Source organism: Lysinibacillus sp. NPDC048646 (assembly GCF_050272295.1).
Taxonomy (GTDB): Bacteria; Bacillota; Bacilli; order Bacillales_A; family Planococcaceae; genus Lysinibacillus.
The window spans coordinates 186,464-209,927 of sequence record NZ_JBNNLZ010000001.1 but is presented as its reverse complement, the minus strand read 5'-3'; the positions used below and the strand labels follow the sequence as shown (position 1 = coordinate 209,927).

At 37.4% G+C, this 23,464-nt stretch carries 25 protein-coding genes and 1 pseudogene; 18 read left to right on the top strand and 8 right to left on the bottom strand.

The window, feature by feature from the left end; all coding sequences use genetic code 11:
• Window positions 1-15 precede the first annotated feature (15 nt).
• Together ACQKII_RS01020 and ACQKII_RS01015 are read left to right on the top strand one after the other, a co-directional pair.
• The gene (locus ACQKII_RS01020) at window positions 16-546 is read left to right on the top strand and encodes a TetR/AcrR family transcriptional regulator (RefSeq protein ID WP_427455475.1); all 531 of its coding nucleotides are present in this window, start codon (window positions 16-18) and stop codon (window positions 544-546) included.
• 16 nt (window positions 547-562) lie between these two features.
• Entirely contained in the window at window positions 563-733 is a 171-nt protein-coding gene (locus ACQKII_RS01015; protein WP_427455473.1) for a hypothetical protein, read from the top strand.
• A 47-nt stretch (window positions 734-780) separates the two neighbouring features.
• On the opposite strand, the gene ACQKII_RS01010 is transcribed toward ACQKII_RS01015, so the two are convergent.
• Window positions 781-1,704, bottom strand: a complete 924-nt coding sequence (locus ACQKII_RS01010; protein WP_427455471.1) for a COX15/CtaA family protein — start codon at window positions 1,702-1,704, stop codon at window positions 781-783.
• 336 nt (window positions 1,705-2,040) lie between these two features.
• Between ACQKII_RS01010 and cyoE the strand changes: the two genes are divergently transcribed.
• The 7 genes from cyoE (at window position 2,041) to ACQKII_RS00975 (ending at window position 8,633) form a co-directional block, all read left to right on the top strand.
• Window positions 2,041-2,958 carry a heme o synthase gene (gene cyoE / locus ACQKII_RS01005; RefSeq protein WP_427455469.1) on the top strand — a complete coding sequence of 306 codons (918 nt, stop codon included), beginning with the start codon at window positions 2,041-2,043 and terminating at the stop codon, window positions 2,956-2,958.
• A 101-nt stretch (window positions 2,959-3,059) separates the two neighbouring features.
• On the top strand, window positions 3,060-4,148 hold the full coding sequence (gene coxB / locus ACQKII_RS01000; RefSeq protein WP_427455467.1) for a cytochrome c oxidase subunit II: 1,089 nt from the start codon (window positions 3,060-3,062) through the stop codon (window positions 4,146-4,148).
• A gap of 41 nt (window positions 4,149-4,189) precedes the next feature.
• Window positions 4,190-6,076: a cytochrome c oxidase subunit I gene (gene ctaD, locus ACQKII_RS00995; RefSeq protein ID WP_427455465.1), complete on the top strand. Its 1,887-nt coding sequence runs from the start codon at window positions 4,190-4,192 to the stop codon at window positions 6,074-6,076.
• Entirely contained in the window at window positions 6,076-6,702 is a 627-nt protein-coding gene (locus ACQKII_RS00990) for a cytochrome c oxidase subunit 3 (RefSeq protein WP_427455463.1), read from the top strand. The genes ctaD and ACQKII_RS00990 overlap by 1 nt, the downstream gene beginning before the upstream one ends.
• Window position 6,703: 1 nt before the next feature.
• Entirely contained in the window at window positions 6,704-7,048 is a 345-nt protein-coding gene (locus tag ACQKII_RS00985; RefSeq protein WP_107923188.1) for a cytochrome C oxidase subunit IV family protein, read from the top strand.
• Between the two features lie 158 nt (window positions 7,049-7,206).
• Complete coding sequence (gene ctaG, locus ACQKII_RS00980) at window positions 7,207-8,136, top strand: cytochrome c oxidase assembly factor CtaG (RefSeq protein WP_427455461.1); 930 nt, start codon at window positions 7,207-7,209, stop codon at window positions 8,134-8,136.
• 35 nt (window positions 8,137-8,171) lie between these two features.
• Window positions 8,172-8,633, top strand: a complete 462-nt coding sequence (locus ACQKII_RS00975; RefSeq protein ID WP_143997524.1) for a DUF420 domain-containing protein — start codon at window positions 8,172-8,174, stop codon at window positions 8,631-8,633.
• Window positions 8,634-8,646: 13 nt separating this feature from the next.
• Here the strand turns inward: ACQKII_RS00975 and ytvI are convergent, their stop codons facing one another.
• A complete protein-coding gene (gene ytvI, locus ACQKII_RS00970) occupies window positions 8,647-9,711 on the bottom strand; it encodes a sporulation integral membrane protein YtvI (protein ID WP_427455458.1) in 1,065 nt (354 codons plus the stop codon).
• A 231-nt stretch (window positions 9,712-9,942) separates the two neighbouring features.
• The gene (locus ACQKII_RS00965) at window positions 9,943-10,308 is read right to left on the bottom strand and encodes a YugN family protein (RefSeq protein ID WP_427455456.1); all 366 of its coding nucleotides are present in this window, start codon (window positions 10,306-10,308) and stop codon (window positions 9,943-9,945) included.
• 148 nt (window positions 10,309-10,456) lie between these two features.
• Here ACQKII_RS00965 and ACQKII_RS00960 point away from each other — a divergent pair, with 148 nt between their 5' ends.
• Both ACQKII_RS00960 and ACQKII_RS00955 read left to right on the top strand, forming a co-directional pair.
• Window positions 10,457-11,590 carry a CAP domain-containing protein gene (locus ACQKII_RS00960; protein WP_427455454.1) on the top strand — a complete coding sequence of 378 codons (1,134 nt, stop codon included), beginning with the start codon at window positions 10,457-10,459 and terminating at the stop codon, window positions 11,588-11,590.
• Window positions 11,591-11,787: 197 nt separating this feature from the next.
• Window positions 11,788-13,260, top strand: a complete 1,473-nt coding sequence (locus ACQKII_RS00955; protein WP_427455452.1) for a UDP-N-acetylmuramoyl-L-alanyl-D-glutamate--2,6-diaminopimelate ligase — start codon at window positions 11,788-11,790, stop codon at window positions 13,258-13,260.
• Here ACQKII_RS00955 and ACQKII_RS00950 read toward each other — a convergent pair.
• Window positions 13,238-13,741 (bottom strand): PaaI family thioesterase, encoded by a 504-nt coding sequence (locus ACQKII_RS00950; protein WP_427455451.1) that lies wholly within the window; start codon window positions 13,739-13,741, stop codon window positions 13,238-13,240. The genes ACQKII_RS00955 and ACQKII_RS00950 overlap by 23 nt on opposite strands.
• An 89-nt stretch (window positions 13,742-13,830) precedes the next feature.
• Between ACQKII_RS00950 and ACQKII_RS00945 the strand changes: the two genes are divergently transcribed.
• Together ACQKII_RS00945 and ACQKII_RS00940 are read left to right on the top strand one after the other, a co-directional pair.
• Entirely contained in the window at window positions 13,831-14,277 is a 447-nt protein-coding gene (locus tag ACQKII_RS00945; RefSeq protein WP_427455449.1) for a YlbF family regulator, read from the top strand.
• Window positions 14,278-14,431: 154 nt separating this feature from the next.
• A pseudogene (locus ACQKII_RS00940) lies at window positions 14,432-14,734 on the top strand (isocitrate/isopropylmalate family dehydrogenase); the annotation flags it as partial.
• Window positions 14,735-14,857: 123 nt separating this feature from the next.
• Here the strand turns inward: ACQKII_RS00940 and ACQKII_RS00935 are convergent.
• Complete coding sequence (locus ACQKII_RS00935; protein WP_427455447.1) at window positions 14,858-15,763, bottom strand: glycerophosphodiester phosphodiesterase; 906 nt, start codon at window positions 15,761-15,763, stop codon at window positions 14,858-14,860.
• 505 nt (window positions 15,764-16,268) lie between these two features.
• Here ACQKII_RS00935 and ACQKII_RS00930 point away from each other — a divergent pair.
• Window positions 16,269-16,541: a YlbG family protein gene (locus tag ACQKII_RS00930; RefSeq protein WP_427455445.1), complete on the top strand. Its 273-nt coding sequence runs from the start codon at window positions 16,269-16,271 to the stop codon at window positions 16,539-16,541.
• A gap of 2 nt (window positions 16,542-16,543) precedes the next feature.
• Here the strand turns inward: ACQKII_RS00930 and ACQKII_RS00925 are convergent, their stop codons facing one another.
• Entirely contained in the window at window positions 16,544-16,933 is a 390-nt protein-coding gene (locus ACQKII_RS00925) for a DUF7147 family protein (RefSeq protein WP_427455443.1), read from the bottom strand.
• A 57-nt stretch (window positions 16,934-16,990) separates the two neighbouring features.
• Between ACQKII_RS00925 and ACQKII_RS00920 the strand changes: the two genes are divergently transcribed.
• From ACQKII_RS00920 to coaD, 3 genes are all read left to right on the top strand, one after another.
• Window positions 16,991-18,412 carry an RNA polymerase II gene (locus ACQKII_RS00920; RefSeq protein ID WP_427455441.1) on the top strand — a complete coding sequence of 474 codons (1,422 nt, stop codon included), beginning with the start codon at window positions 16,991-16,993 and terminating at the stop codon, window positions 18,410-18,412.
• Between the two features lie 382 nt (window positions 18,413-18,794).
• On the top strand, window positions 18,795-19,361 hold the full coding sequence (gene rsmD / locus ACQKII_RS00915) for a 16S rRNA (guanine(966)-N(2))-methyltransferase RsmD (protein WP_427455439.1): 567 nt from the start codon (window positions 18,795-18,797) through the stop codon (window positions 19,359-19,361).
• Window position 19,362: 1 nt separating this feature from the next.
• The gene (coaD, locus tag ACQKII_RS00910; RefSeq protein ID WP_427455437.1) at window positions 19,363-19,854 is read left to right on the top strand and encodes a pantetheine-phosphate adenylyltransferase; all 492 of its coding nucleotides are present in this window, start codon (window positions 19,363-19,365) and stop codon (window positions 19,852-19,854) included.
• Window positions 19,855-19,958: 104 nt separating this feature from the next.
• Here coaD and ACQKII_RS00905 read toward each other — a convergent pair whose 3' ends face one another.
• The gene (locus ACQKII_RS00905; protein WP_427455435.1) at window positions 19,959-20,858 is read right to left on the bottom strand and encodes a hypothetical protein; all 900 of its coding nucleotides are present in this window, start codon (window positions 20,856-20,858) and stop codon (window positions 19,959-19,961) included.
• A gap of 120 nt (window positions 20,859-20,978) precedes the next feature.
• Here ACQKII_RS00905 and ACQKII_RS00900 point away from each other — a divergent pair, with 120 nt between their 5' ends.
• A complete protein-coding gene (locus ACQKII_RS00900; protein ID WP_427455433.1) occupies window positions 20,979-22,025 on the top strand; it encodes a SepM family pheromone-processing serine protease in 1,047 nt (348 codons plus the stop codon).
• A gap of 210 nt (window positions 22,026-22,235) precedes the next feature.
• On the opposite strand, the gene ACQKII_RS00895 is transcribed toward ACQKII_RS00900, so the two are convergent.
• Window positions 22,236-23,447, bottom strand: a complete 1,212-nt coding sequence (locus ACQKII_RS00895; RefSeq protein ID WP_427455431.1) for a nucleotidyltransferase — start codon at window positions 23,445-23,447, stop codon at window positions 22,236-22,238.
• Between the last annotated feature and the right edge of the window lie 17 nt (window positions 23,448-23,464).

Here is a 23,464-nt window from a genome sequence, read left to right as displayed (position 1 = left end):
ATTGATATTTTATATGTGAAGTCAATCTTAGCACAAATTGCAAAGCGCGCTTCTATTAGTACTGCACTTATCTTCTATCACTTTGCAGATCGGCAAGATTTGATTGATCAAACTTTGCAAGCACTACTAGAACAATCTGCAACCTTTATTTTAACGAAAACATTCGAATCTAATGAGCCAAATGCACAACTTGCAAGATTTATCGAAGCGAGCATTGCGTATCAAGCAACACATCCTAAGCATAATGTGGCCTTGCTAGAAATTATATTTAATGCGCGTACAGAAGAGGGCATGCCGTATTATAAGCTTCCAGATGATGGAGATGATTCGCTACTAGTAGCGTTGTGCGGCGTGTTGGAAATTGGTAAAGCACAAGGGGATTTTAAGGTTAGTCCCGTTAATGTGATGGCGAAAGTAATTCAAAGGTCGATAGGTGAGTATATGTCAACTGGGAAATCACTCGCAATTGATGCACAGCAGTATAGTGAAGAAGTAATTGAAATTATAAGAACAGCAATGAAAGTAGAGGGGACGAAGCATGCTTAAAAGTATATTTAACTAAATGCTTATTATTGGTTTATTATTATTAGCGGGGCGTATTATTACAGCAATTTGTCGGTTTTTCGACATACCATTTACTACATTTTTTATAGATCTTGCTCTTGTATCATTTGGGATTTTAATTGTAGGTGCGATTGGTTCAGAAGTAATGAAAAGGCAAATCAAAGCTTAATTATGAAAAAAGATTCGACACGTTATTGTGTCGAATCTTTTCTATAATCATTTACTTTTCTCATTAAAATTACTACGTGCTACTAGCATAATCATATAGCACAGCAGACCGAATAATAGTGAAATAAACAATGAATGCAATAAAGCGACTGTAAGATTCAATCTAGTAAGGACTACTAACATACCAGCTAAAACTTGTAGAATAACAATAATGAAGGCAATTATCCAACCATAGTAAATAACGCGTTGATTTTTGTATTCTTTTATAGCGTGCCATGTTATGTATGTAACCCAAATGAAAATAATGAGTACTGCAAGGCGGTGTCCCATTTGCACCCATTCGTACATATTGTTTGGAAGTGCAAATGGTGTTTCGTTGTAACAAAATGGCCAATCAGGACATATCAGACTCGAATCTGTATGGCGTACCAGTGCCCCCGTATAAACAACTAAATAAGAATAAATTGTGACAGCAATCGTATGCCAACGTAACTTTTTGCCAATAAATACGTTATCAGCATCAAATTTTCGATCTACTTCAAATACAATCATAGAAAGAAGGAGAACCGCTGCAAAGGAAATAAGTGAAATCCCAAAATGCAGAGCAAGGATGAAATCACCTTGTCCCCAAAGTACTTGAGCTGCACCGATGAAGGCCTGTGCGATTAAGAAGAACATGGCTAAGAAACCTAAAAATTTTACTTCTCGAACATGACCGAGTTTACGCCACGTCCAAATTGTTAAGGCAAGAATTGAAAGTGATACGACTCCTGTAACAAGACGATGCGAGAATTCAATTAATACTTCTGGTGTTATTTCTTTTGGAATTAGAGAACCATTGCAATCGGGCCAGTTTCGGCCACAGCCTAAGCCACTATCTGTTTTTGTAACGAGTGCCCCTCCAAGTAAAATAAGGAGCATTCCCACAGTAGCAGCAACAGCAAACCACTTCATATACCTGTTGTGTTGCATAAAATGAGTCACCTACTTTATCTGTCAACATTACATGAACGTAATGTTTCTGCTACTAGATAATATCTAAAATACGTTTAAAAAACAACTTGTAATGAGGAGGGAGTAGTAGATGTCGATTCCATTTCACAAATTGTTCATAATTTCGTGCTTTAACCTTCACAATTCATTTTAGAAAATGTTTTACTATAGATATGTTGTTTTTAATTATATTTCTAGACTAAGCTAATTTTTACAACTTCATCTAAATTTCACTAAACGTCTAGAAATCAATCGCAAATTTCGCTATAGTTAGTGTTAGCGGAATATGCTTACAAAAATGAAAGGAGAGGTAACATGTCAAACGGTCGTACACTGACGGCTACTAGAAATACTGAACCACAAACAACATCTGTTGTAAAAGATTTCTTAGCACTGATTAAAATTGGAATCGTTAACTCGAATCTTGTCACAACGTTTACAGGGATGTGGTTGGCATTTCAGTTTACCGGTAGACATTTCTTGCAAGAGCTTGATGTCATATTTTGCACCATGCTGGGTGCGGCATTAATTATCGGTGGTTCGGGTGCTATGAATAATTTCATTGATCAAGATATTGACCCGATTATGAAAAGAACGAAAGCAAGACCGACAGTAACAGGTAGATTCAAGCCGAATTTTGTATTGACCATTGCCCTCTCATTTTTAATTGTAGGTGAAATTTTGTTATTTGCGGCATCATTTGCGGCCGGCATGTGGGGACTAGTAGGGATATTTGCTTATGTCGTTCTGTACTCAATGTGGTCAAAAAGGAAGCATGTTAGTAACACGGTTGTAGGAAGTATTTCTGGCGCGATTCCGCCAATAATCGGTTTCGCAGCAGTTGAACCTGCACTTGGTTCAGGAGCACTTGCTTTATTTCTCATCATGTTTGCATGGCAACCACCGCATTTTTATGCACTTGCTATGAAACGTACCGAAGAATATCGTGCGGCTAATATTCCCATGCTACCTGTTGTAAAAGGATTTAAACGAACAAAGTACTCAATGGTTTTCTGGATTCTTTTATTATTTCCGTTACCGTTCCTTTTAACAGAGCTAGGAAATGGATTCTTAATACTTGCGACTGCATTGAACTTGGGTTGGGTAATACTAGCTCTTAAGGGCTTTACCACAAAAGATGATATAAAGTGGGCAAATAAAATGTTTATTTATTCGTTGAATCATATGACCATTCTATTTGTATCCATCATTATATTTGCGGTATTTAGCTAATTTCAGGAATTCTTTCTTTTCCCTAAAGAATTCATATAGACAGAACCAATGTCCTAGGTACACATGAAAATACAACAAAGAAAGAGGGGTTTAATTAAGCTATGATGAAAGGGCTTAAAAAATGGCGTCTTTTTTCACTTCTAGCAGTGATGATGGTCTTCCTTTCTGGATGTGGTGAAGAATACATTTCTGCACTGAAACCATCTGGTGAAGTAGGTAAAGAGCAATTGAATTTATTACTGTTAACTACAGGAATTATGACGCTAGTAATAGTAATAGTATCAGTTATCTATTTACTTGCATTCGTTAAGTTCCGTCGTGCTAAAGTCGGAGAAAACGTAATTCCTAAGCAAGTAGAAGGAAGTCACACTCTTGAAGTGATTTGGACAGTTATTCCAATAATCTTATTATTAATTATTGCTGTACCAGTTGTTACGGCTACTTATAAATTTGCAGATGTTGCTGCAATGGATGAGGTAGACGAAAACGGTAATAAAACTGCTCTTACAGTAAATGTAACTGCAAAATTATATTGGTGGGAGTTCGAATACCCTAACCAAGGTATCGTAACTGCACAAGAATTAGTTGTACCAACAGGCCAAAAAGTTTACTTTAACTTAAAAGCTGCCGATGTTAAGCACTCATTCTGGATTCCTGCTGTAGGCGGTAAGATGGATACAAACGTAGAAAACTTAAACAAATTCTACCTCGTATTCGATAAAGAATCGAAAGACCTTAAAGACGGCGTATTTTATGGTAAATGTGCTGAGTTATGTGGTCCTTCCCATGCATTAATGGACTTTAAAGTAAAATCATTAAGCCCAGAAGCGTTTGATGCTTGGGTGGCTTCAATGAAAGCTACAGAAGGACAAACTGCTGACAAAGCATCTACAGATCTTGGTGAAGCAACATTTGCTAACAGCTGTTTAGCTTGTCATGCTGTATCGGGAGTAGGCGGAACAGGTGGAGTAGGTCCTAACTTAACGACATTTGGTGACCGTAACCGTGTTGCTGGTTTCTTAGAGCACACTGAAGAAAACTTACAAGCATGGATTAAGGATCCTGGACAATACAAACCAGGTAACTTAATGATGAATCCTGATGGTACTGCACCAATCTATGGCGACTTATCTGACGAAGAAATTCAAGCTCTTGCAACTTATATCATGGGCTTATCAGTAGAGAAATAATTTTAAGTTTTATGTAACAAACTTTGAGGGAGGTAAGAGTTGTGAGCTCATACACACAGAAAAAGGGCTTTGGAGCAGCTGTCTGGGACTACATTACAACTGTTGACCATAAAAAGTTAGCAGTAATGTATTTACTAGCCGGTACATTGTTCTTCGCTATCGCTGGTTTTGAAGCGTTATTAATGCGTATTCAGTTAATGAAACCGAATAACGATTTCGTTTCAGCTGGTTTTTTCAATGAATTATTAACAATGCACGGAACGACAATGTTATTCCTAGCTGCGACTCCGTTATTATTCGCATTTATGAACATGCTTGTACCATTACAAATTGGTGCGCGTGACGTTGCATTCCCATTCCTTAACTCTTTAGGGTTCTGGTTATTCTTCCTAGGTGCAGTATTCCTTCACCTGTCATTCTTCATGGGTGGCGCTCCTGATGCGGGCTGGACATCTTATGCATCATTATCTTTATATTCTCCAGGACATGGTATTGACTTCTATGTACTTGGTTTACAAATTTCAGGGGCAGGTACATTAATTTCTGGTCTTAACTTCATCGTTACGATTATTACAATGCGTGCTCCTGGTATGACGTTCATGCGTATGCCATTATTCACATGGACAGCACTTGTATCAAGTGCATTAATCTTATTCGCATTCCCTCCACTTACAATTGGTTTATTAATGATGTTATTTGACCGTATGTTCGGTGGTAACTTCTTTGACCATACAATGGGTGGTAACACAATTATTTGGGAACACTTATTCTGGATCTTCGGACACCCAGAGGTTTATATCTTAGTATTACCAGCATTCGGTTTATTCTCTGAGATTATTCCAGCGTTCTCTCGTAAACGCTTATTTGGATACTCTTCAATGGTATTCGCAACAATCTTAATTGGTTTCTTAGGTTTCATGGTTTGGGCCCATCACATGTTCACAGTTGGTCTTGGGCCAACAGCTAACGCAATCTTCGCTGTTGCAACAATGGCTATTGCCGTTCCAACAGGTATGAAAGTATTCAACTGGATCTTAACAATTTGGGGCGGATCTATTAAAGTTACGACACCAATGCTTTATGCACTTGGTTTCATCCCGTCATTCGTTGCGGGTGGTGTTACGGGGGTAATGCAAGCAGCTGCTCCTCTTGACTACCAATTACACGATTCTTACTTTATCGTTGCTCACTTCCACTACGTAATCGTAGGTGGTATCGTATTAGCTTTATTTGGTTCAGCACACTTCTACTGGCCAATTTTCTTCAACCGTATGTTAAACGAAACGCTTGGTAAAATTACTTTCTGGGTATTCTTTATCGGTTTCCATTTAACGTTCTTCCTTCAACATTTCTTAGGTTTAATGGGTATGCCACGTCGCGTATTCACTTACATGGAAGGTCAAGGTTGGGATCAATTTAACTATATTTCTACAATCGGTGCATTTTTGATGGGTGTAGGGGTTATCTTAATGGTAATCAACTGCTTAATGTCTATCAAAGGTAAACCAGCAGGTCGCGATCCATGGGGCGATGGACGTACATTAGAGTGGGCTATTCCACAGCCAATTCCATTCTATAACTTCCGTCAAACTCCACTTGTGCGTGGATTAGACCCTTATTGGATTGAAAAACAAGAAGGTAACAAAGAGGGTATGACATATGCTGAGCCACTTGGCGATATTCATATGCCAAACAACTCTGCAATTCCATTCGTTATTTCTTTAGGTATGTTTATCGCAGCATTCGGTGCACTTTATAATCCGGATACAGATAAGCCATGGTCAATCTATGTATTAATCATTGGTCTTGCAATTACATTTGGTGCAATGATTGTTCGTTCTGTTAAAGATGATCACGGCTTCCACTTACACAAGGAAGAAATTATCGAAATTGAAGAACAACTTTATGGCAAAGGAGGAAATAAATAATGGATTTCAATACTAAATTTACTCCTCATACTTGGCCAGATCATCCTGAACAAGCAACGCTAGAAGGTAAAAATAAAGTCGTTGGTTTCTGGATTTTCCTTGCATGTGAAGTTGTACTTTTCGCAAGTTTATTTGCTACTTACTTAGCACTTAAGAACAAAGGGCCAGCTGGCATGGAGTTCACAACACAAGATTTATTTGAATTACCGTTAGCTTTTGCAATGACGATGTTACTTTTAACATCTTCACTTACATCAGTTTATGCAATTTACCATATGCGTAACTTTAACTACAAAGGTATGCAAACTTGGTTAGCTATCACTTTACTTCTAGGCCTTGGCTTCTTGGCCCTTGAAATTTATGAGTTTTATCACTATGTGCATCTTGGTTTTACTTTTAACCAATCTGCATTCGCCACTTCGTTCTATTCGCTAGTAGGTACACACGGTTTCCACGTAACGTTAGGATTAGTTTGGATTACAACATTACTTATTCGTAATGCTAAACGTGGTCTTAACCTGTACAATGCGCCTAAATTCTTCGTTGCTGCCCTATACTGGCACTTTATCGACGTAGTTTGGGTATTTATCTTTACAGTAGTATACTTGATGGGAGTGATCGGATAATATGTCATCACACGATACACCTGTAGTTGCTAAGTCTCAAGCGCAATACGAGTATGATCGTCATCATAATGCCGTTCATATGCGTAAACAAGTAATCAACTTTGCAATCATGATTTTCTTAACATTCATCGCATTCGCAGTAGTTGCAGCTGATTTTTCTAAATACTTAATATTCCCGTTCGTTTTATTGCTTGCTGGTGTTCAAGTTGTTCTTCAACTTTACGCTTTCATGCACTTAGAAGACAAAAAAACTCACTTCGGTGGAGTAATTGGTTTCTTCATGTGGATGGGTATATTAATCGCATTTACATTCTTCTTAGCATTCTTAACAATCATTTGGTGGTAACCAGAAATGCACGTTCTCTACTTTTAGTAGAGACGTGCTTTTTTCGTTGGATACTAGAGAAGACTAGGTGATAGTAAATTGTTCACCTTTCGTTCATTGCAGTTCAGCTGTAAGCATTTTATAATAGGGGTACTGAAGTTTAAAGGAGTGCGTACTGTATGCCACTTAGTATATTTGGTTTTCAAGCTTTATGGAGCCCGTATTTAATAGGGGTTCTCGTTTTCATAACAATTATCTATTTTTTAGTAACTACGAAATGGCGTAAAGATTTTAAAGTAAGTGAGCCATTGAAAAGAGGAGAGGCAATATACTTCGTTTTGGCAATGGTAACGATTTATATTATTAAAGGATCTCCTATAGATTTAATGGCACATATTATGTTTACAATGCATATGGTGCAAATGGCTATATTACTTTTACTTGTGCCGATTTTCATTATTAAAGGGATTCCATGGTGGGTATGGAAGGTTGCTATTGAGGCACCAGTTGTAAAACCTTTATTTAGAGTTTTAACATTACCGGTTGTTGCGATATTTGTATTTATCGGTCTATTTTCTTTTTATCACTTGCCTTCAGTCTTAGACTACATTAAATTAAATGAGACATTACATAGTACATATACTTTTGTATTATTTGTTTCTTCTGTTTTAATGTACTGGCCATTAATTCAAAAGATGCCAGAAAGTTCTCAAATAAAGCCTTTGTATAAGTTAGCCTATATTATTGCAAACGCGGTATTAATTACTCCTGCATGTGCTTTAATTATTTTTGCTCCAAACGCGATGTATGAAACGTATACAAATGGTGACGCTTGGTTAAAAGCAATGGAGCTTTGTGTACCAGCTTCTACATTGTCTGGCTTATCTTTGTCGGGACCAGAGATATTTACAGATATGAAGCCTGTTGCGGATCAACAACTTGGCGGCGTTCTTATGAAAATATTGCAAGAGCTTATCTTTGGTGTTTTAATTGCCTCTATTTTCACAAAATGGTATCGCTCAGAACAAAAAGATCCTGATAAAATTACGGCAGATGCTCTAAAGGCACACCAACAGAAATGGGAAAGCGAACATCAACATCAGCTGTAAAAAGATAAATTTACATTGTATAAGGAGTTTTGTGCATGGAATTACAAATTTTGCCTACTATTAGTACGTCATTTATCGTCATTAGTGCGGTACTAGTAGCAATCGGTTGGGGCTTAATCATGAAGGGGAAAGTAGAAGCGCATAAAAAAGTAATGTTAGCTGCTGGTGCTGCTGCGCTTATATTCTTTATCATTTATGCTTCACGTACAATCTTTATTGGGAATACTGCGTTTGGTGGCGGTGAGGATTTAAAACCGTATTACACATTCTTTTTAATATTCCACATTACTCTAGCGACAGTGGGAGCTGTATTCGGTATTGTAAGTATTATTTCGGGTTTGAAAACAAAGATTAAACTTCACCGTCGAATTGGCCCTATTACGAGTATTATTTGGTTCTTCGTAGCCATTACAGGTGTTATGGTGTACATGTTATTGTATATCCTGTTTGAACCAGGTGAAACAACGTCAGTTATAAAAGCAATTTTAGGATTTTAATAAATCTCCCTCCTTACTTTTGAGAAGGAGGGGGATTTTTTATGTCCGATTGATTAAATAGTGAAAGTACAACGACAACGAGTAAAGGTCCTATTAAAATACCGAGAAACCCAAATATCTTAAAACCGATAAACATCGCTATAAATGTTGAAAGGGAAGATAGCCCAATTTTATCTCCGATAATTTTTGGTTCGATCATTCGGCGTACTAAAAAAAGTACAATCGTTAGTACAAGCAAGGAAATAGCAAAAACATATTCTCCTGTAAATGCTTTGTAAATTGCCCCAGGTATAAGTAATATAAACGAATCTAAAAAAGGAATTATATCTAAGATAACGAGTAACAGTGCTAAAATAATAGGAAATGGCGTTTTTAATAAAAAAAAGGCGGCTAAAGCGATTGTGAAAATACAAATACCGACAAAGAATTGAGCCTTCATAAATCCAAATAAAGCAATCTTGACTCGCTGGCCGATAAATATTATTTTTTGTTGATGATGAAAGGGAATTGGCGCCAAAATTTTTTGATTAATAGAAGGTAATTCTAACAGTAGCATGTAGAGAACAATCCAATAAACGAATATATCAAACAAACGTGAAGATAGATGTGTAATTAACGATGACCAAACATTTACATTTGTTAAAGAAAAAGCAAATTTTTCAATGGATGAAAGTGCACGTGCAATGATGAGCTGAATTTGTGCAACGAGTTCTAAAGGCAGATGATAAGTGTAATTGGCTAGTTTTGATTGAATTTGAATCCAAAGCGCTGATAATTGATTGAGGTAGTCTGGAATATGGAGTAAAAAAGATGAAAATTGTTTCCAGCTGATAAATGCTGCAAGAATACATAGGATAAGAGTTAGGAAAAAAAAGAATAAAAAGAAAATAGAAACGACAATTTTTCGCTTTTTTCGAAAACGCTTGCTGATGCGGAAGATGACAGGTTCTAGTAGTAGTGCCGTAACGTAGGCAAATAAGACTGGTAAAGATAAGGACATGAACCACAGTATGATGATTCCAATAGCGATGACGACTATTGGATGTCGAAAAAAAGGCCTTTTGAAAAATTCTATCATTAAATTCACCTACATCATTTGAAAGATATAGTTAGTATGAGGAGAAAAAATTATTTTACTCAAAATAAAAAAGACTGGACCACCAGTCTTTTCAAAGCTTCTAGGTATTTCATGCACGTAGCCAACCTAATGTTGGAATACCATCTACTAAACTTTTATTAAAAACATAGTTTGATGATAATTATTTTTTGCCGACATACGAATTAAATGTTTTGTCTATCCTATTATAAGTTAGACGCGAACTTCATAAGCTTCTAAATCTAATTTTACTTTTTTTAAGATCTCTTCACATTTTTTAACAAGGTGCGCTGGGTAAACTTCATCTTCCCCATACTCAACCCCATGTGGATAGTAGTATTTACCGATTGCTGGTTTCATTAAAGTTAAAACTGCATCGTGGGCACCAACATCACCAGATTTAGCATATGCGAATACGCGTAGGTAGTAACGACCTTCACGAGTATCGAAACGACGATCGAAAGTCATACGTTCGTAATCCCAGCCACCGTCACATTCAAGACCGTTCTTATTCATAACGCTTTCGATTAGTTCTTGGTCAGCTGTTAAATTTTCAAGGTTAGTATTTTCAAAATACATCTAATAATCCTCCTTTAGCTTTTCGTACATAGTATACGCTCATTTTTATAATAGAGCATATTCGACATTGTTGCAATGACAACATTGTGTCAACACGATTACAATTGATATAATAAAATACATTAATGGTGATGAAAAGGGGTCGTGTATGAAAGCTTTATTTCGCATTTTAATTGTATGTCTAGCAATTGCTTTTATCGGCTTTATGTTCTTTAATACTGCACGAGAAAATGAACCACTCGAAGGCCCAAATACTAATTCTAATGTTATCCCGAAGACAGAGCTGAAGCAGCCTGAAGAGGGGGCAATGACTCGTCCACAAAGTGGTATGTCGACACTTGTCGGACAGGGAGCACAAATAGTGCTGGAACAATATGGTGAACCAGCAAGGAAAGAGCCATCTTCATTTGGCTATGAATGGTGGGTTTATAAGACAAGTGTTTCTTCATTTTTTATGGTTGGTGTGCAAAATAATATTGTGACACAAGTATACATAGCTGGTGATGGTTTGGATGCAGCACCATTTAAAATTGGTCAGAAGCGTGATGAAATTTATCGAATGACAATAATTGATTATGAAGTGGCTGCTAATGTAGGGGAAAATATTTTCGTTTTCTCGATGAGTGAGGAAGATATGCAGACACGATTACTTGTAAAGTTTGATGGACTCTATGCACAGCTTTATATAGATGGAGAAACCAGTGAATTACAAGGTATACGCTTTACAGATAGCGAGACGCTTGTACTACATCAACCGTACGAAATGATTTATCAAGGCGAGTTAGTTATACCTACACCACCGTCCTCGTTTTTACAGCAAGATATTAACTTGGCTAGTGGAGTACAGCTTGATGATTTAATTAATGTAACAAGAGTTCATCATGATCTAGCACCATTAGCAATGGATGATGCATTAGATGAAGTAGCAAGGCTGCATAGTGAAGATATGAAAGTGCAAAATTTTATCTCACATGAATCCCCAACAAATGGTGATTTGAAAAAGCGATTGGAGGCATATGAAATTGCCTATAATGAAGCAAATGAAAATCTAGCAACTGCTTATTTCGATGCTATTGAGGCGATGCATGGTTGGCTCAATTCCCCAGAACACCGTAAAGTAATTTTAAACGATAAATATTCGCTGGTTGGGTCAGGTGTTTTTTTAAATTACTATACACAAATTTTTATTGAACCGACTGAGCAGAATGTAAACGGTGAAATAAAAGATATCGAAGAACCACAAGATATTTCAGACGCAGATTCAAATCAAAATATTCAATAATGGAAAAGAGGTTGTCTTGCATATAAGACAACCTCTTATTTTAATGTCATATTTCCTATCTGGAAATTTTTTGCATCCCGGACTACCGTGTTTCATTCAATTAGTGCGTAGCAAGCGACTCTTAAGCCGTCTATATTTTTCGTCACAACGTTACAAACACCGTCATATGATAGAGAACTGAAAGGAGGAATGAGACAATGCAATTAGCTGAGTTATTAAAAGACTGGCCGTGCAGTGTGACAGGTGGATCGATTCGAACAATTATTACTGGTGTAGAGGATTACGCACAGGCGGTGAAACCTGGGGATATTTTTGTTGTGCGCAAAGGCAAGAAAACATCAGGGAGCCGATTTGTAAAAGAAGCAATAACCAGAGGTGCTGCTGCCATTGTATCTGAGGAAAGTATTTCACTACCCGTCACTGATCAAAATATTCCTTTCGTTTGGGTACCGAATACTGCGTTGTTTTTATCATATACAAGTGCAAAACTCGCAGCTTTTCCAGCAGAGGCTTTAAAAGTTATTGCCATTACAGGAACAAATGGTAAAACAACTGTGAGCCATTTTGTTAGTCAATTACTAAGAGCTTTACATAATAATGTAGCAGTTATTGGAACAGTTGGTTATTTCATTAATGGGCAAAGGCAACAAACATCATATGAGCAGCTAACAACATTACAGGCAAAAGAACTTCAGCCAATACTAAAACAATGTGTACGTCAGGGGGTGACACATGTTGTTTTAGAAGCTTCTTCGATGGGTTTACAACAACATAGACTTGATCATTGTGATATTGATTGTGGCATATTTTTAAACTTATCAGAGGATCACCTAGAAGATCATGGGGGATTAGAGGCATATAAACGTGCGAAAAAAAGATTGGCAGATTTGTCGAAAAAACTTGTATTAAATGGAGACGACAATTTTTGCCGTTCAGTAGGAATTTACGATAAGAAAAAATCGTGTTCATTTGGCTTTGACAATCACAATGATTTACATATTCAAATTGTGAGTGAATCAAGGGGGAAAACAGTACTTTGTTTGCAAACAACTAAGAGCGAGCATATTGTAGCTATTCCTTTTGTTGGTAAGTATCATGTGCAAAATTCAGTAGCCGCATTAATGGCTGTATGGCGTTTAGGCTATTCTATTGAAGAGATAACGGAGCATATGTGGGCATTAAAATTACCTGAAGGGAGACTTGAAAAAATTGAGAATTCACTTGGTATAGATGTCTATGTAGATTATGCCCATACGGCAGAGGCACTACAGGCTGTTTTACAAACTTTTGATAGCCAGAAGACTCTATTTCTTGTTTTTAGCTGTGGTGGCAATCGAGACAAGGCAAAACGCTTTGCGATGGGGGCTGTGGCCAGTAAGTATGCGGATGTAATTTTTTTAACGACCGATAATCCACGCGATGAGGATCCCATTTTAATTAATGAAAGTATTATTGCAGGTTTTTCTGAACAGCAATATTATGAAATTTTCTTGGATCGAAAGGTTGCGATTCATCAAGCATTGGCTAAGGCAAAAAAAGGAGATATTATCCTTGTTGCCGGAAAAGGGCATGAACAGACTCAACAAATAAAAAATCTTAAGTTCCCTTTTTCCGATCAACAATGTATTCAAGATTATTTTTCAAGTCTTATGACTGGCGACGTTGAATGACGAAGAAAGAAGCTGTGGCAATAGCAAGTTTGCGACCTGTTTCATCCTCGATATCACATGCCATCACGAGCGTTTGTCGGCCTTTATGTACGAAACGTCCGCGTGCAATGAGTTCCTTATTTGTAGTTGTTGCAATATAAGAAATGTTGATATTAGTTGTCACAACATTAAAGCCCTCTGGTACAGAACGTGAAGCTAGTCCTCCCATTGCTGCATCAGCAACGGTTGCAATGATTCCTCCATGTGGCACTTTAATGGTATTATGAATAACCGGTGTAATTGGTATACGTACCTCACTGACCTCAGGCTCAAATTTGCCCACCATATGTAAGGCAGCGTTGATGTAACGGCGATGAATGCCTTGTTGCTTGTGGCGAATGCCATTTAGCAAATGTAGTAGAACTTCCTCATCTTCCATTGTACTATTGTGTAAAATATCTGCTAGTAAATCTTCTATTTGTTCTTTAGATGATGGTACCAAGTAAAAAAACTCCTTTATTATAGAAATACCTATAATGTAAAATTAACATAAAATCTGTTATGATGGGTAAGAGATTGGAGGAATTAAAAATGATGATGACCTCTGAATGGGCAATCATTTTGGATGAGGCCGATGCGCTTTGTCAGATGATTCTGTCCTCTGAACCTGCCAATACGCTACAAGTGGCGTATAAAGCCGTATATAGCGATGCTCATTTAGTGGAAGCTATTCACGCATTTAGCCGTATGAAGGAGCAATACGAAGATGTACAACGATTCGGAAAATATCATCCGGACTATCATACAATAATGAAATCGATTCGTCAGCAAAAGCGCGAACTCGATTTAAATGAAAAAGTTTCAGCATTAAAGCTTGCTGAAAACGATTTTCAAGATTTACTTGATGAAATTAGCTTGCTTATCGGGAAAACAGTATCAGAAGCAGTAAAGGTTCCGGTAAGTAACCCCTTCTTCGCATCCGGTTCGTCATGTGGAAGTGGTTGTGGCTCAGGGGGCTCTTGCTCCTGCTCAGCCTAAAAATAGAAGAAGTGTCCAAAACGACACTTCTTCTATTTTTTTATTGATTCGACAAGAACACTCGTGACTTCAGTCGTGAGATGAATCAACGCCCCCCTGGTAGTTTTTTAAATCTACATATGAATTCTCAAAAATATTGATATATAGACAACGGGAATATCCATCAATGTTTGAACCAGTACATGGCTCTGCTCCTGATATTGCAGGAAAAGGTATCGCTAATCCACTTGGGCAAATATGGACAGGGAAAATGATGCTTGATTTTTTAGGTTATCCAGAACTTGGTGCAAAGGTCATGGATGCAATGGAAGAAACACTAGCGCAAGGTATAAAAACAGGAGATTTAGGTGGAGAGGCAACGTTACATCAGTTAACTGATGACATATTACATCAGTTACAATATCGGCTTTTTTATGTGGTATTTTTATTCAAAGCTTTTATTTTGAAAAATGGATAGCTGTGATCATTGCTTAACACGACACGTCTTATTGATTTAAGCCAAAAACATACATAAAGGTAAGAGCATCTCACTAAAATGGCTCTTACCTTTAAATTTAATAGCTCGGCATTCACCTTACTCTTATTCGTAGTTTTGTAATAACTCGCTAGCAATATCAGGGCGATCGGTAATAATACCTTTTGCACCGTTGCGAATTAATTTATTCATCGTCACTAAATCATTAATTGTCCAATAATGAACGGGGATGTTTAGATTGGTTAAAAACTGAATAAATTTCGGTGAATCTAGCGTGACAACACCTGATTTTGGAGGGATTTGAAAAACATCTACTTTGGGATGATATAAATGACCAAATTGGCTAGAAAACGCAGTGAATGCTTTTCGTACATCAGATTCACCTGCTCCTAATGCAACTTGGTTTTGTGCATATAAATTAAAACGGTCTATTTGCTCCCCGTAGAAACTGGTAACAATCACACGATTTTCTGCGCCTATCTCTTCGATTAAACGCCAAAGTTTAGAAGGCATTAAGCTACCTTCATACGTATCAGGTGCATCTTTAATGTCAATATTTATTAACATATTTGGGTAGCTTTCTAGTAGTTCATGTAATGTGACTACATCTGTTTTCTCATCTCGATAAGGGGTTTTTCCCTCTAAATCCTCGAAATGATAGCCGTGATTCAATGCGTTAATTTCTGCTAACGTCATGTCTGCCACTAGGCCATAACCATCAGTCGTACGTTCCACGGTTGCATCATGAAAGACAATAATTTCCTCGTCTTTTGTTAAGCGAATGTCTATTTCAAAGCCGTCTACACCGAGCTGTGCGGATTTTTCAAAAGCAAGCATGGTATGCTCAGGTGCTAAATGGGCTCCTCCACGGTGTGCGATAATAATTGGTCGTTCAGATTGTAGTGCATGTTTTCCTTCACGTTGTTGAGGTTTAGAAATAGCTTTACTACCTGCCCAAGCCGCTGCACTAGCTGCAGCGATTGCAAGTGCTATCTTCGTTTTTTTACCCATATTCGTCCTCCTTAACAATTAAATGAATATAAAAGGTACTGGCGAATTCACTGTTTTTTAACTTGATTCAATGGATGTTCAAAAACCGGATGAATCTGAGGAACTCTGACAAAGGTCACTTTTTTCTCTAAGGCAATTATCTGTGTGGTAAGGGACCCTGTGAATAAAAAATCCAGTTAGTTATAAGCTCCTGCTGATGTCTCAAATTTTGAAGGGAATGAAAATTTGTTAGCCTAAAACACATCCCATTCATGAAGAATAAGGATAACTTACCCGTGACACGCTTGTCTAAACACATTTCAAAATCGAGATTCAATTACGATGAGACGGAATTGAAATAGCTAGACTAAAGTACTTTTATCTAGCATAAGTGAATGGAATCTGTCTATAAACGCGCTATGCTTATCCATTATAACGGAAAAACGAGCGTTCTGTCAGCTAAACTCTGTTGCTATCATTTTCCGGTCTATGGTATTCTTTTATGTAAGAAATGAGGGAATACTATATGAACGAACGACAAGGGCTAATCGTTTACGTCCATCAATTAAAACATGCAAAGTCACTTCGAAAATATGGTCATGTTCATTATATTTCTCGTAAGCAAAAATATGTAGTACTTTATTGCGATCGAGAGGACATTGAAATAATGACAACAAAGCTACAACGCCTTCCTTTTGTGAAAGACGTTGTGGAATCTTACCGTCCATTCGTTAAAACTGAGTTTGAAAATGCTAAACCAGATAAAGCGAAGGAATATGACTATAAAGCGGGGCTATAATATTAGTTTAATGCTGGAATATAGTGATGTAGTCTCATTATTCCAATTAAGTATTGATAAAATAGTTTTGGCTCCGAAAATATAGATGAGTGCTTTATTTCTACAACAACCGCTTTTCGACCTAGTTGTTCAATACTTTCTTCGAACATGATTTGACGCTTCGATGGCTTTTCCTCATTAAAAGGAATGCCTTCGCGACAAATATAAATCGGCATGAATTTACTTTCACCAACTGGTTTTAAAGCGACTGCTAAAGAGGTAACCTTTTTTTCTTCTTTTGTGGACATTAGTATAAAGGCTTGATGAAAACGCTCTTGATTGGTTTTAATAATTTCGAGTAGCTCGTATACATCACCATAGCCTTCACCTAATTCAATAAATTGTTGTGGCATTTAAACTTGCACATCCTTTCCAATACACATAGTATCATGCTGCGGGAGGTCAAGCACATGAAATTTGCAATGAGTTTTTTTTCCATTCTAGCACTAATTATTGTAGGAACAATTTTTTTCCAGTATCAAGCGTATTCATCTAATTTAGAAACGGGAAATGGAGAATTCCATTACTCACAGGAAATTGAAATTGTCTATCGAGAAAACAGTTTAGATATCCGACAGCATTTTAAAAACTTGCCAAATCAAAAAGTGAAAATTAAATGGCCAAAAAATGCCATAAATCCAAGCTGCTTTATCGAAAATGAGAAAAGCTGTAATCGTTTATCAGAAGAAGTATCCTATTTTGAAAAAGGCGATACTAAATCCCAATCTGTTTCGTACATAATCCCTATCGAAGGCGGCTTAAAAGATAAAATGCTTATTCAGAACGTTTTCGCAACATTAACAAACGGAGAAGCATCTTATACTGTTATGCATATTTCGACAGATAGTAAAACGGTCGGTCAATGGATAACAGGTTTACCATTAGTAGGACAGCAGCAATTATCACTCGTCAACTATACGATGTTTAGTGGTAACGGCGCGGTACGTGATATTTATTGGCAAGCTGGAAATCTTAAGGTTCAGAAACAAACTCCGGTATTATCAATTTATGCACAGCAGGCTATATCAAAAGATTTCTTGAAATCACTGGAAACACTGAAGTTTTTAAATAACGAACATATTTCCATTATTCAAGAAGCAAATCCAACCGCGGAACACGATGAACGGCTTTTATTTTTACCAGCTCTAACTGTACAAGCAGTTGAACAGGAAGTTGTTCTTTCACAAATTAAATCGCAATTTACGTTTGAAGATTCACCAGCATGGTTGCAAGAAGTTGTGGCATCCTATCTAGTGAAAGAAACGATTGGTTCAGACAAGACAAAGGAAATCGTTAAGACCTTAAAAGAGTTTATGACAGCAAACCAAGAGTTAGCATGGCAAGAAGCTATCAAAACTTTTGGAGAGGATCCAATTTCTCCTACGACAATGGATAACCTATTATCTGACGTTCTAGACGCGAAAACTTCTTATTTTCAGTTAAACGCAGCACAGGAAAATAGTACGTATCCGTTATTATTTGAAGATGATCGTAGTGTTTATGTAGACGGCTTAATCAAGAAAGACGTTGATGTTATTTTTTATGAGGGGCAAACTTTATACACAGCTGATACATTGCTACCACAACTTGGCTATACAGCTGATGAAGGAGAAAATGGATATTATGTAAATAGCGATAAACGTACGTTCCGTTTCCCGAAAGAGCCTGGATTCTACGTATTCAATCAACGTAGGTACTCTACAATTTCAGAACCAATTATTAAAATTGCGGATCATTATTATGTAGAAGAAGCTTGGTTACAACGTTTATTTTTAGTAGAATTACAAAAAAGTGATGGGCGTATTCAAGTGTTAACTCAAGAACAACAATAATTTTTTTGCAGCGGAGGTGTCCTTTCGCTGCAAAATGCTTTTTATTGATTAGACGAGAACACTCGTGAGATGAATCGACGACCATCCCTTTCAGAACTGTCAAACTCAGGACGGGGCAAAGCCACTCACTATTCGTAAGTGGACCTGTTCTGTATGTGGTATTTTTCACGATTGAGACATGAATGCTAGTTGTAATATTGAAATCGAAGGTTTACGTATTTTAAACCAACAAGCCGTAGGAACTACGGTAATAGCCTAATCATATAACTGTTTCCTCTGTATCTGTTGAAATCAACACTTACAAGAAAGGTGTTCTTAGGAATCTCGTGACTTCAGTTGTGAGAGGTTCAAATGTAAAAGAAAGTATGGTGACATGCATCTTATGAGAGTAGTAGCAGGTGAACGAAAAGGGATGCCGTTAAAGGCAATTACTGGAAATACAACGAGGCCTACAACAGACAAAGTAAAGGAATCTATCTTTAATATGATTGGTCCATTTTTTGATGGAGGACTAGCACTTGATCTATTTGCTGGGAGTGGAGGACTAGGTATTGAGTCTTTAAGCCGGGGGATCGAGCAAGCTGTTTTTATTGAAAAGGATGCGAAAGCTTTTCAGGTATTACAAGAGAATATAAAAAAATGTCGTTATGAGGATCACGCTGAGCTTTTTCGTATTGATGCTAAACGTGCTGTGAAAGCGCTCTTAAAACGTGATCTCTCGTTTAAACTTGTATTCCTAGATCCTCCTTATCATCACAAAGAGTACTATGATTTAGTGCAAGTGCTTGTCGACAATGATAAAGTACAACGTGATGGCATTATTTTATGTGAACATGCAAAAGAGGTCGAATTACCACATAGCTTTGGAGCCTATATATTACAGAGACAAGAAACATATGGCGGAACGATTATTTCAGTTTATCGTTGTGCAGAGGAAGAGGGAGAGTAAGTTGTCAGAGAAAATTGCTGTAGTTCCTGGGAGTTTTGATCCCGTGACATTTGGTCACTTAGATATTATTAAACGTGCAGCAGATGTATTTGATGTTGTCTATGTTGCGGTTTTAAATAATTCATCGAAGCAAGCATTATTTTCAGTCGAAGAGCGAATGGCATTAATGGCTGAGGTTACTAAAACATTGCCTAATGTTCGTATTGAAAGTTCTTCTGGTCTTCTAATCGATTATGCAAAAGAAAAGAATGCAATAGCTATTGTCCGTGGTTTACGGGCAGTCTCAGATTTTGAATATGAAATGCGCATAACTTCGATGAACCGTTTTCTTGATGAAACGATTGAAACATTTTTCATCATGACAAAAAACCAATATTCATTCTTAAGTTCTAGCATTGTAAAAGAAGTAGCGAAGTATGGTAGTGATGTCCATGAACTGGTCCCGGTTTGCGTAGAACAGGCGCTAAAAGAAAAATACGGCTTTGCCAACTAACGAGAAGAGGATGTCTTACTTTTGAGACATCCTCTTCTTTATGCACCTAGCATGGACGCAATGTAAAAGGCGTAAGTCCCAACCAAGAGAAGTTGATAGTCAATTTATTTCAAGAAGAAAATAGCATAAATAGTTGGAACAATGATTATGCTAAGAAGGCGGAATTTAATATACGGACGAACGGAAAGTTTGGCAGATTTGGCAATAACGAATATTTGTAAATGTATACTTATACTTTGCATGGTCAATAAAATTACAACTAGTAATGGTAAATACGTAAAGTTAGGTAAGGCTGTGACCGTCATTTTCAATCCATTTGTTACTTCTAGAATTGCAGCTATAGAAAGTTCCGCTGTCTGTGGGAGCGTAGGTAGCATTTTGTCTAAACCTTGTTGCACAATTGTTTGGATAGTTGTGAAAAAAATAATAGTTGTTCCGACTAGTAGAATAGTTGGCGCTGTTTCTTTAATGCTCTCTGAAAACGGGGCTGCATACAAGGTAGAATTGTGTAAAGAAATGGTAGGTGGGTCGGTTTTTCGAAATAAAAAATAACCAACTACTAAGCAACAAATATTAAAACTATGTAGTAAACATAAAAACAGCCAACCGAACGTATTACTGTGTAATAAATCAAGACTTACAAAGCCAAGCACAAAAAGTGGACTTGGTGCATGACAAACGGCCAATAAAAAATTTGCTTCTTTAGGGTGTAGTTGTCCGCTATTTTTTAAATAGACAATCGTTGTTGCACCGGTTGGATAACCGCCGAGTGCGCTAATAAGATAGGCTTGTACGTACAAGGAGGCCCTTTTCGTTTTCGTACGCATGGGAGCGGTTAAACGGAGTAGCCATTGCGTTAAAATCAAATAAGGCAGTAAATATGGGAAAAGTGCCTCCATGAAAAGGTTTAGTCCTAAATCAGTGCCAGTATGAGCAGTTTGTGGGAATAACAAGAGTAATAGAATAAGAAGTATGCAGAGCGCTATTTGAATTGTCGCAAACATGTTATCATCTCGTTTCAACTTTTTGTCATTCACATAGGCAAATGCTAAAATCAATATATGTCAGAAAGGCAAAAACATGAACAGATGGTTTTGTGTGCGTCTTAGGAGGTGTCCATCCGAATGAAGAAAAAAATAAGTATTTATGCAGTGTTTTTAGTCGTGATTTGTTTTTTAATGTTATACCGACTAGACGCGTATATTATGAAGCCTGGAAGTGCATACGATGTTAGTGAGTTTGTCACTGTCTCAGATGGTGATACGGATGATGCAGGAACAATGAGTTTAATGACAGTTGCCATGCAGCAAGCAACACCGTTTACGTATCTATGGGCAAAAACTCAAAAATATCAAAAGTTAATGGATATTAATCAGGTAAGAAACCCATTAGAAGATGATGAGGAATACAATATTCGGCAACTTAAATTAATGTCAGATTCCCAATTTAATGCAAAATATGTAGCCTTTCAAAGGGCTGGGCTAGAGGCGAAAATTCACTTCGAAGGTGTATTTGTATTAAATGTGTTAGACGGCGGTGCTTCGGATGGTCTATTAAAAGCTGGTGATGAAATTATCCAGGTCGATGGTCAAAAAATTAGTAATCAACAAATGCTTGTTGAACTTTTGAAAGATAAGCAAATAGGTGATCATGTGACGATTCAGTTTGTTCGTGATAAAAAAGAACAACAAGAAACGATTATCTTGAAGGAAATCCCTAGATCGGAAGAAAGACGGGCTGGCTTAGGTATCACGTATGCAGAGAGTAAATCAATTACAACAAATCCAAATGTAACGATGAAAACGGAGGATATCGGCGGGCCTTCAGCTGGCCTAATGTTCACCCTTGAAATTTTAAATCAGCTATTGGATGAAGATTTAACAAAAGGCTACGCAATTGCAGGAACTGGTGAAATGCTGATAGATGGATCAGTTGGAAGAATTGGTGGTATTGACTACAAAGTCATCGCAGCGGATCGAGATGGTATGGAGATATTCTTTGCGCCGGATGATGAAATTTCAGCAGAAATGAAAGCAAAGTATCCTGAATTAGAATCTAATTATGCTACTGCTGTGAAGACTGCTAAAGATATAGGTACGAAAATGAAAATTGTACCTGTCAAAACTGTCGATGATGCAATTGCCTATTTAAAGCAATTACAAACAAAATAAAAAATGCCGCATTGCGCGGGATTTTAGGCCGTAGACAAACTCAGAATTTTTCGAGTTTGTCTACGGCCTTTTTTACAATAAATATGGATGAGTAAGACCGTTAATTTTCAATGCGGGGCAGACGGAACTTATAGTAATTGTCGCCGGTTTGCAATGCTGGCTTGTGCGGCATTGCATGATGGATATTACTTAAAGTCTTGTAACGCCCAATTAAAAACGAATGGGCGGGGTTTGATAATCTTTTGGAAGCTTACCTTGTTGTGTACCATGTTCAATACTTAAATTATATATTTCTGTAGCATGGATATCGACGGCTAGCATGTTGTCTTTCGTAGCAGCAACACGACTTATTAGTGGTAACGTAAAATCCTTTTTACGCTGTCCTAAATATGCCTGACCTTGTGAACTCATACCAAGTAAGCGAATGGCAGAGGGGCTCTTAAAGCTTTTTAGTTGCTCCTTTGTAAAACCTGTATAAATATGTGTGAGCATGCGTTGAAGTCGTGTCCAAGTATAGCGTTTGGACTTAATTTTCTCCATAAAGCTTGCAAAAGAATCACTTGTTTTTGCAGCCTTCACAAGTGCGTACTCGATGCCTTCTATTACTTCGGCATAGCGTGTTAGTTCACTAGGCGTGTGTCGCACAATCGTAAATTGCAATAATGGCCAAAAAGTCTCCCAGTTAGCAAACTTATTAAAATGACGATGCCAGTCATGTAAATATTCATAGGTTGCTTTAGGAAGAGCTTCTCGCACATTTTGCAAAGTGCCTGTCGTTGCAAGTATTTTGCGAATACCTGTTGCACTTGCAATGGATGCCCCTTCCTGTAATGCATCGTGATACCCTGCAACAATGCGCGGTATCGTGAGTGGTTTAATGCTACTACCGAGCATGCTAGCAGATTCTATATAGTGAAAGCCGAGAATATTGTTCGGTTGTGCCAAATCAATGTATGTTGCAGGAAATTTTTGAGTAAGCTGTTCATAGGCGTAATGTAGACTTTTAGGATAGCTAACACCTGTTTGTAGGTTCTCTTTGATAAGTGCGTTATATTCGATACGATGGTCATCTATCAATCGATACGTGTTCATAAAGGGTTGAATAGAGCCATTCTCGCTTCCAAAGGCAAAAGAATCGCAGCAAATTGCAGATAATAATGAAATCGCTCCCTTTGCGAAATCAGTTGCTGGTGCGGTACTATAGACATAAGGTAGCTCAATAACAATATCGACACCGCTTGCGAGAGCCATTTTTGTGCGTGTCCATTTATCGACCATGGCTGGTTCACCGCGCTGTAAAAATGATCCGCTCATTACAGCGATGGCGATATCTGCTTGTGCTATTTTTTTCGCCTGTTCCAAATGGTAAGCATGCCCATTGTGAAATGGATTGTATTCAACAACAATGCCGACTGCTTGCATAACTTAAAACCCCCTTC

Coding starts and splice junctions, on each gene's coding strand:
- ACQKII_RS00985 (WP_107923188.1), top strand. CDS start 6,704: ATGTCATCACACGATACACCTGTAGTTGCTAAGTCTCAAGCGCAATAC.
- cyoE (WP_427455469.1), top strand. CDS start 2,041: ATGTCAAACGGTCGTACACTGACGGCTACTAGAAATACTGAACCACAA.
- ctaG (WP_427455461.1), top strand. CDS start 7,207: ATGCCACTTAGTATATTTGGTTTTCAAGCTTTATGGAGCCCGTATTTA.
- ACQKII_RS00955 (WP_427455452.1), top strand. CDS start 11,788: ATGCAATTAGCTGAGTTATTAAAAGACTGGCCGTGCAGTGTGACAGGT.
- ACQKII_RS00935 (WP_427455447.1), bottom strand. CDS start 15,763: ATGGGTAAAAAAACGAAGATAGCACTTGCAATCGCTGCAGCTAGTGCA.
- ACQKII_RS01010 (WP_427455471.1), bottom strand. CDS start 1,704: ATGCAACACAACAGGTATATGAAGTGGTTTGCTGTTGCTGCTACTGTG.
- ACQKII_RS00945 (WP_427455449.1), top strand. CDS start 13,831: ATGATGATGACCTCTGAATGGGCAATCATTTTGGATGAGGCCGATGCG.
- ACQKII_RS01015 (WP_427455473.1), top strand. CDS start 563: ATGCTTATTATTGGTTTATTATTATTAGCGGGGCGTATTATTACAGCA.
- ACQKII_RS00975 (WP_143997524.1), top strand. CDS start 8,172: ATGGAATTACAAATTTTGCCTACTATTAGTACGTCATTTATCGTCATT.
- ACQKII_RS00895 (WP_427455431.1), bottom strand. CDS start 23,447: ATGCAAGCAGTCGGCATTGTTGTTGAATACAATCCATTTCACAATGGG.
- coxB (WP_427455467.1), top strand. CDS start 3,060: ATGATGAAAGGGCTTAAAAAATGGCGTCTTTTTTCACTTCTAGCAGTG.
- ACQKII_RS00925 (WP_427455443.1), bottom strand. CDS start 16,933: ATGCCACAACAATTTATTGAATTAGGTGAAGGCTATGGTGATGTATAC.
- ACQKII_RS00960 (WP_427455454.1), top strand. CDS start 10,457: ATGAAAGCTTTATTTCGCATTTTAATTGTATGTCTAGCAATTGCTTTT.
- ACQKII_RS00920 (WP_427455441.1), top strand. CDS start 16,991: ATGAAATTTGCAATGAGTTTTTTTTCCATTCTAGCACTAATTATTGTA.
- ACQKII_RS00965 (WP_427455456.1), bottom strand. CDS start 10,308: ATGTATTTTGAAAATACTAACCTTGAAAATTTAACAGCTGACCAAGAA.
- ACQKII_RS00990 (WP_427455463.1), top strand. CDS start 6,076: ATGGATTTCAATACTAAATTTACTCCTCATACTTGGCCAGATCATCCT.
- ACQKII_RS00930 (WP_427455445.1), top strand. CDS start 16,269: ATGAACGAACGACAAGGGCTAATCGTTTACGTCCATCAATTAAAACAT.
- ytvI (WP_427455458.1), bottom strand. CDS start 9,711: ATGATAGAATTTTTCAAAAGGCCTTTTTTTCGACATCCAATAGTCGTC.
- ACQKII_RS00900 (WP_427455433.1), top strand. CDS start 20,979: ATGAAGAAAAAAATAAGTATTTATGCAGTGTTTTTAGTCGTGATTTGT.
- ACQKII_RS00905 (WP_427455435.1), bottom strand. CDS start 20,858: ATGTTTGCGACAATTCAAATAGCGCTCTGCATACTTCTTATTCTATTA.
- rsmD (WP_427455439.1), top strand. CDS start 18,795: ATGAGAGTAGTAGCAGGTGAACGAAAAGGGATGCCGTTAAAGGCAATT.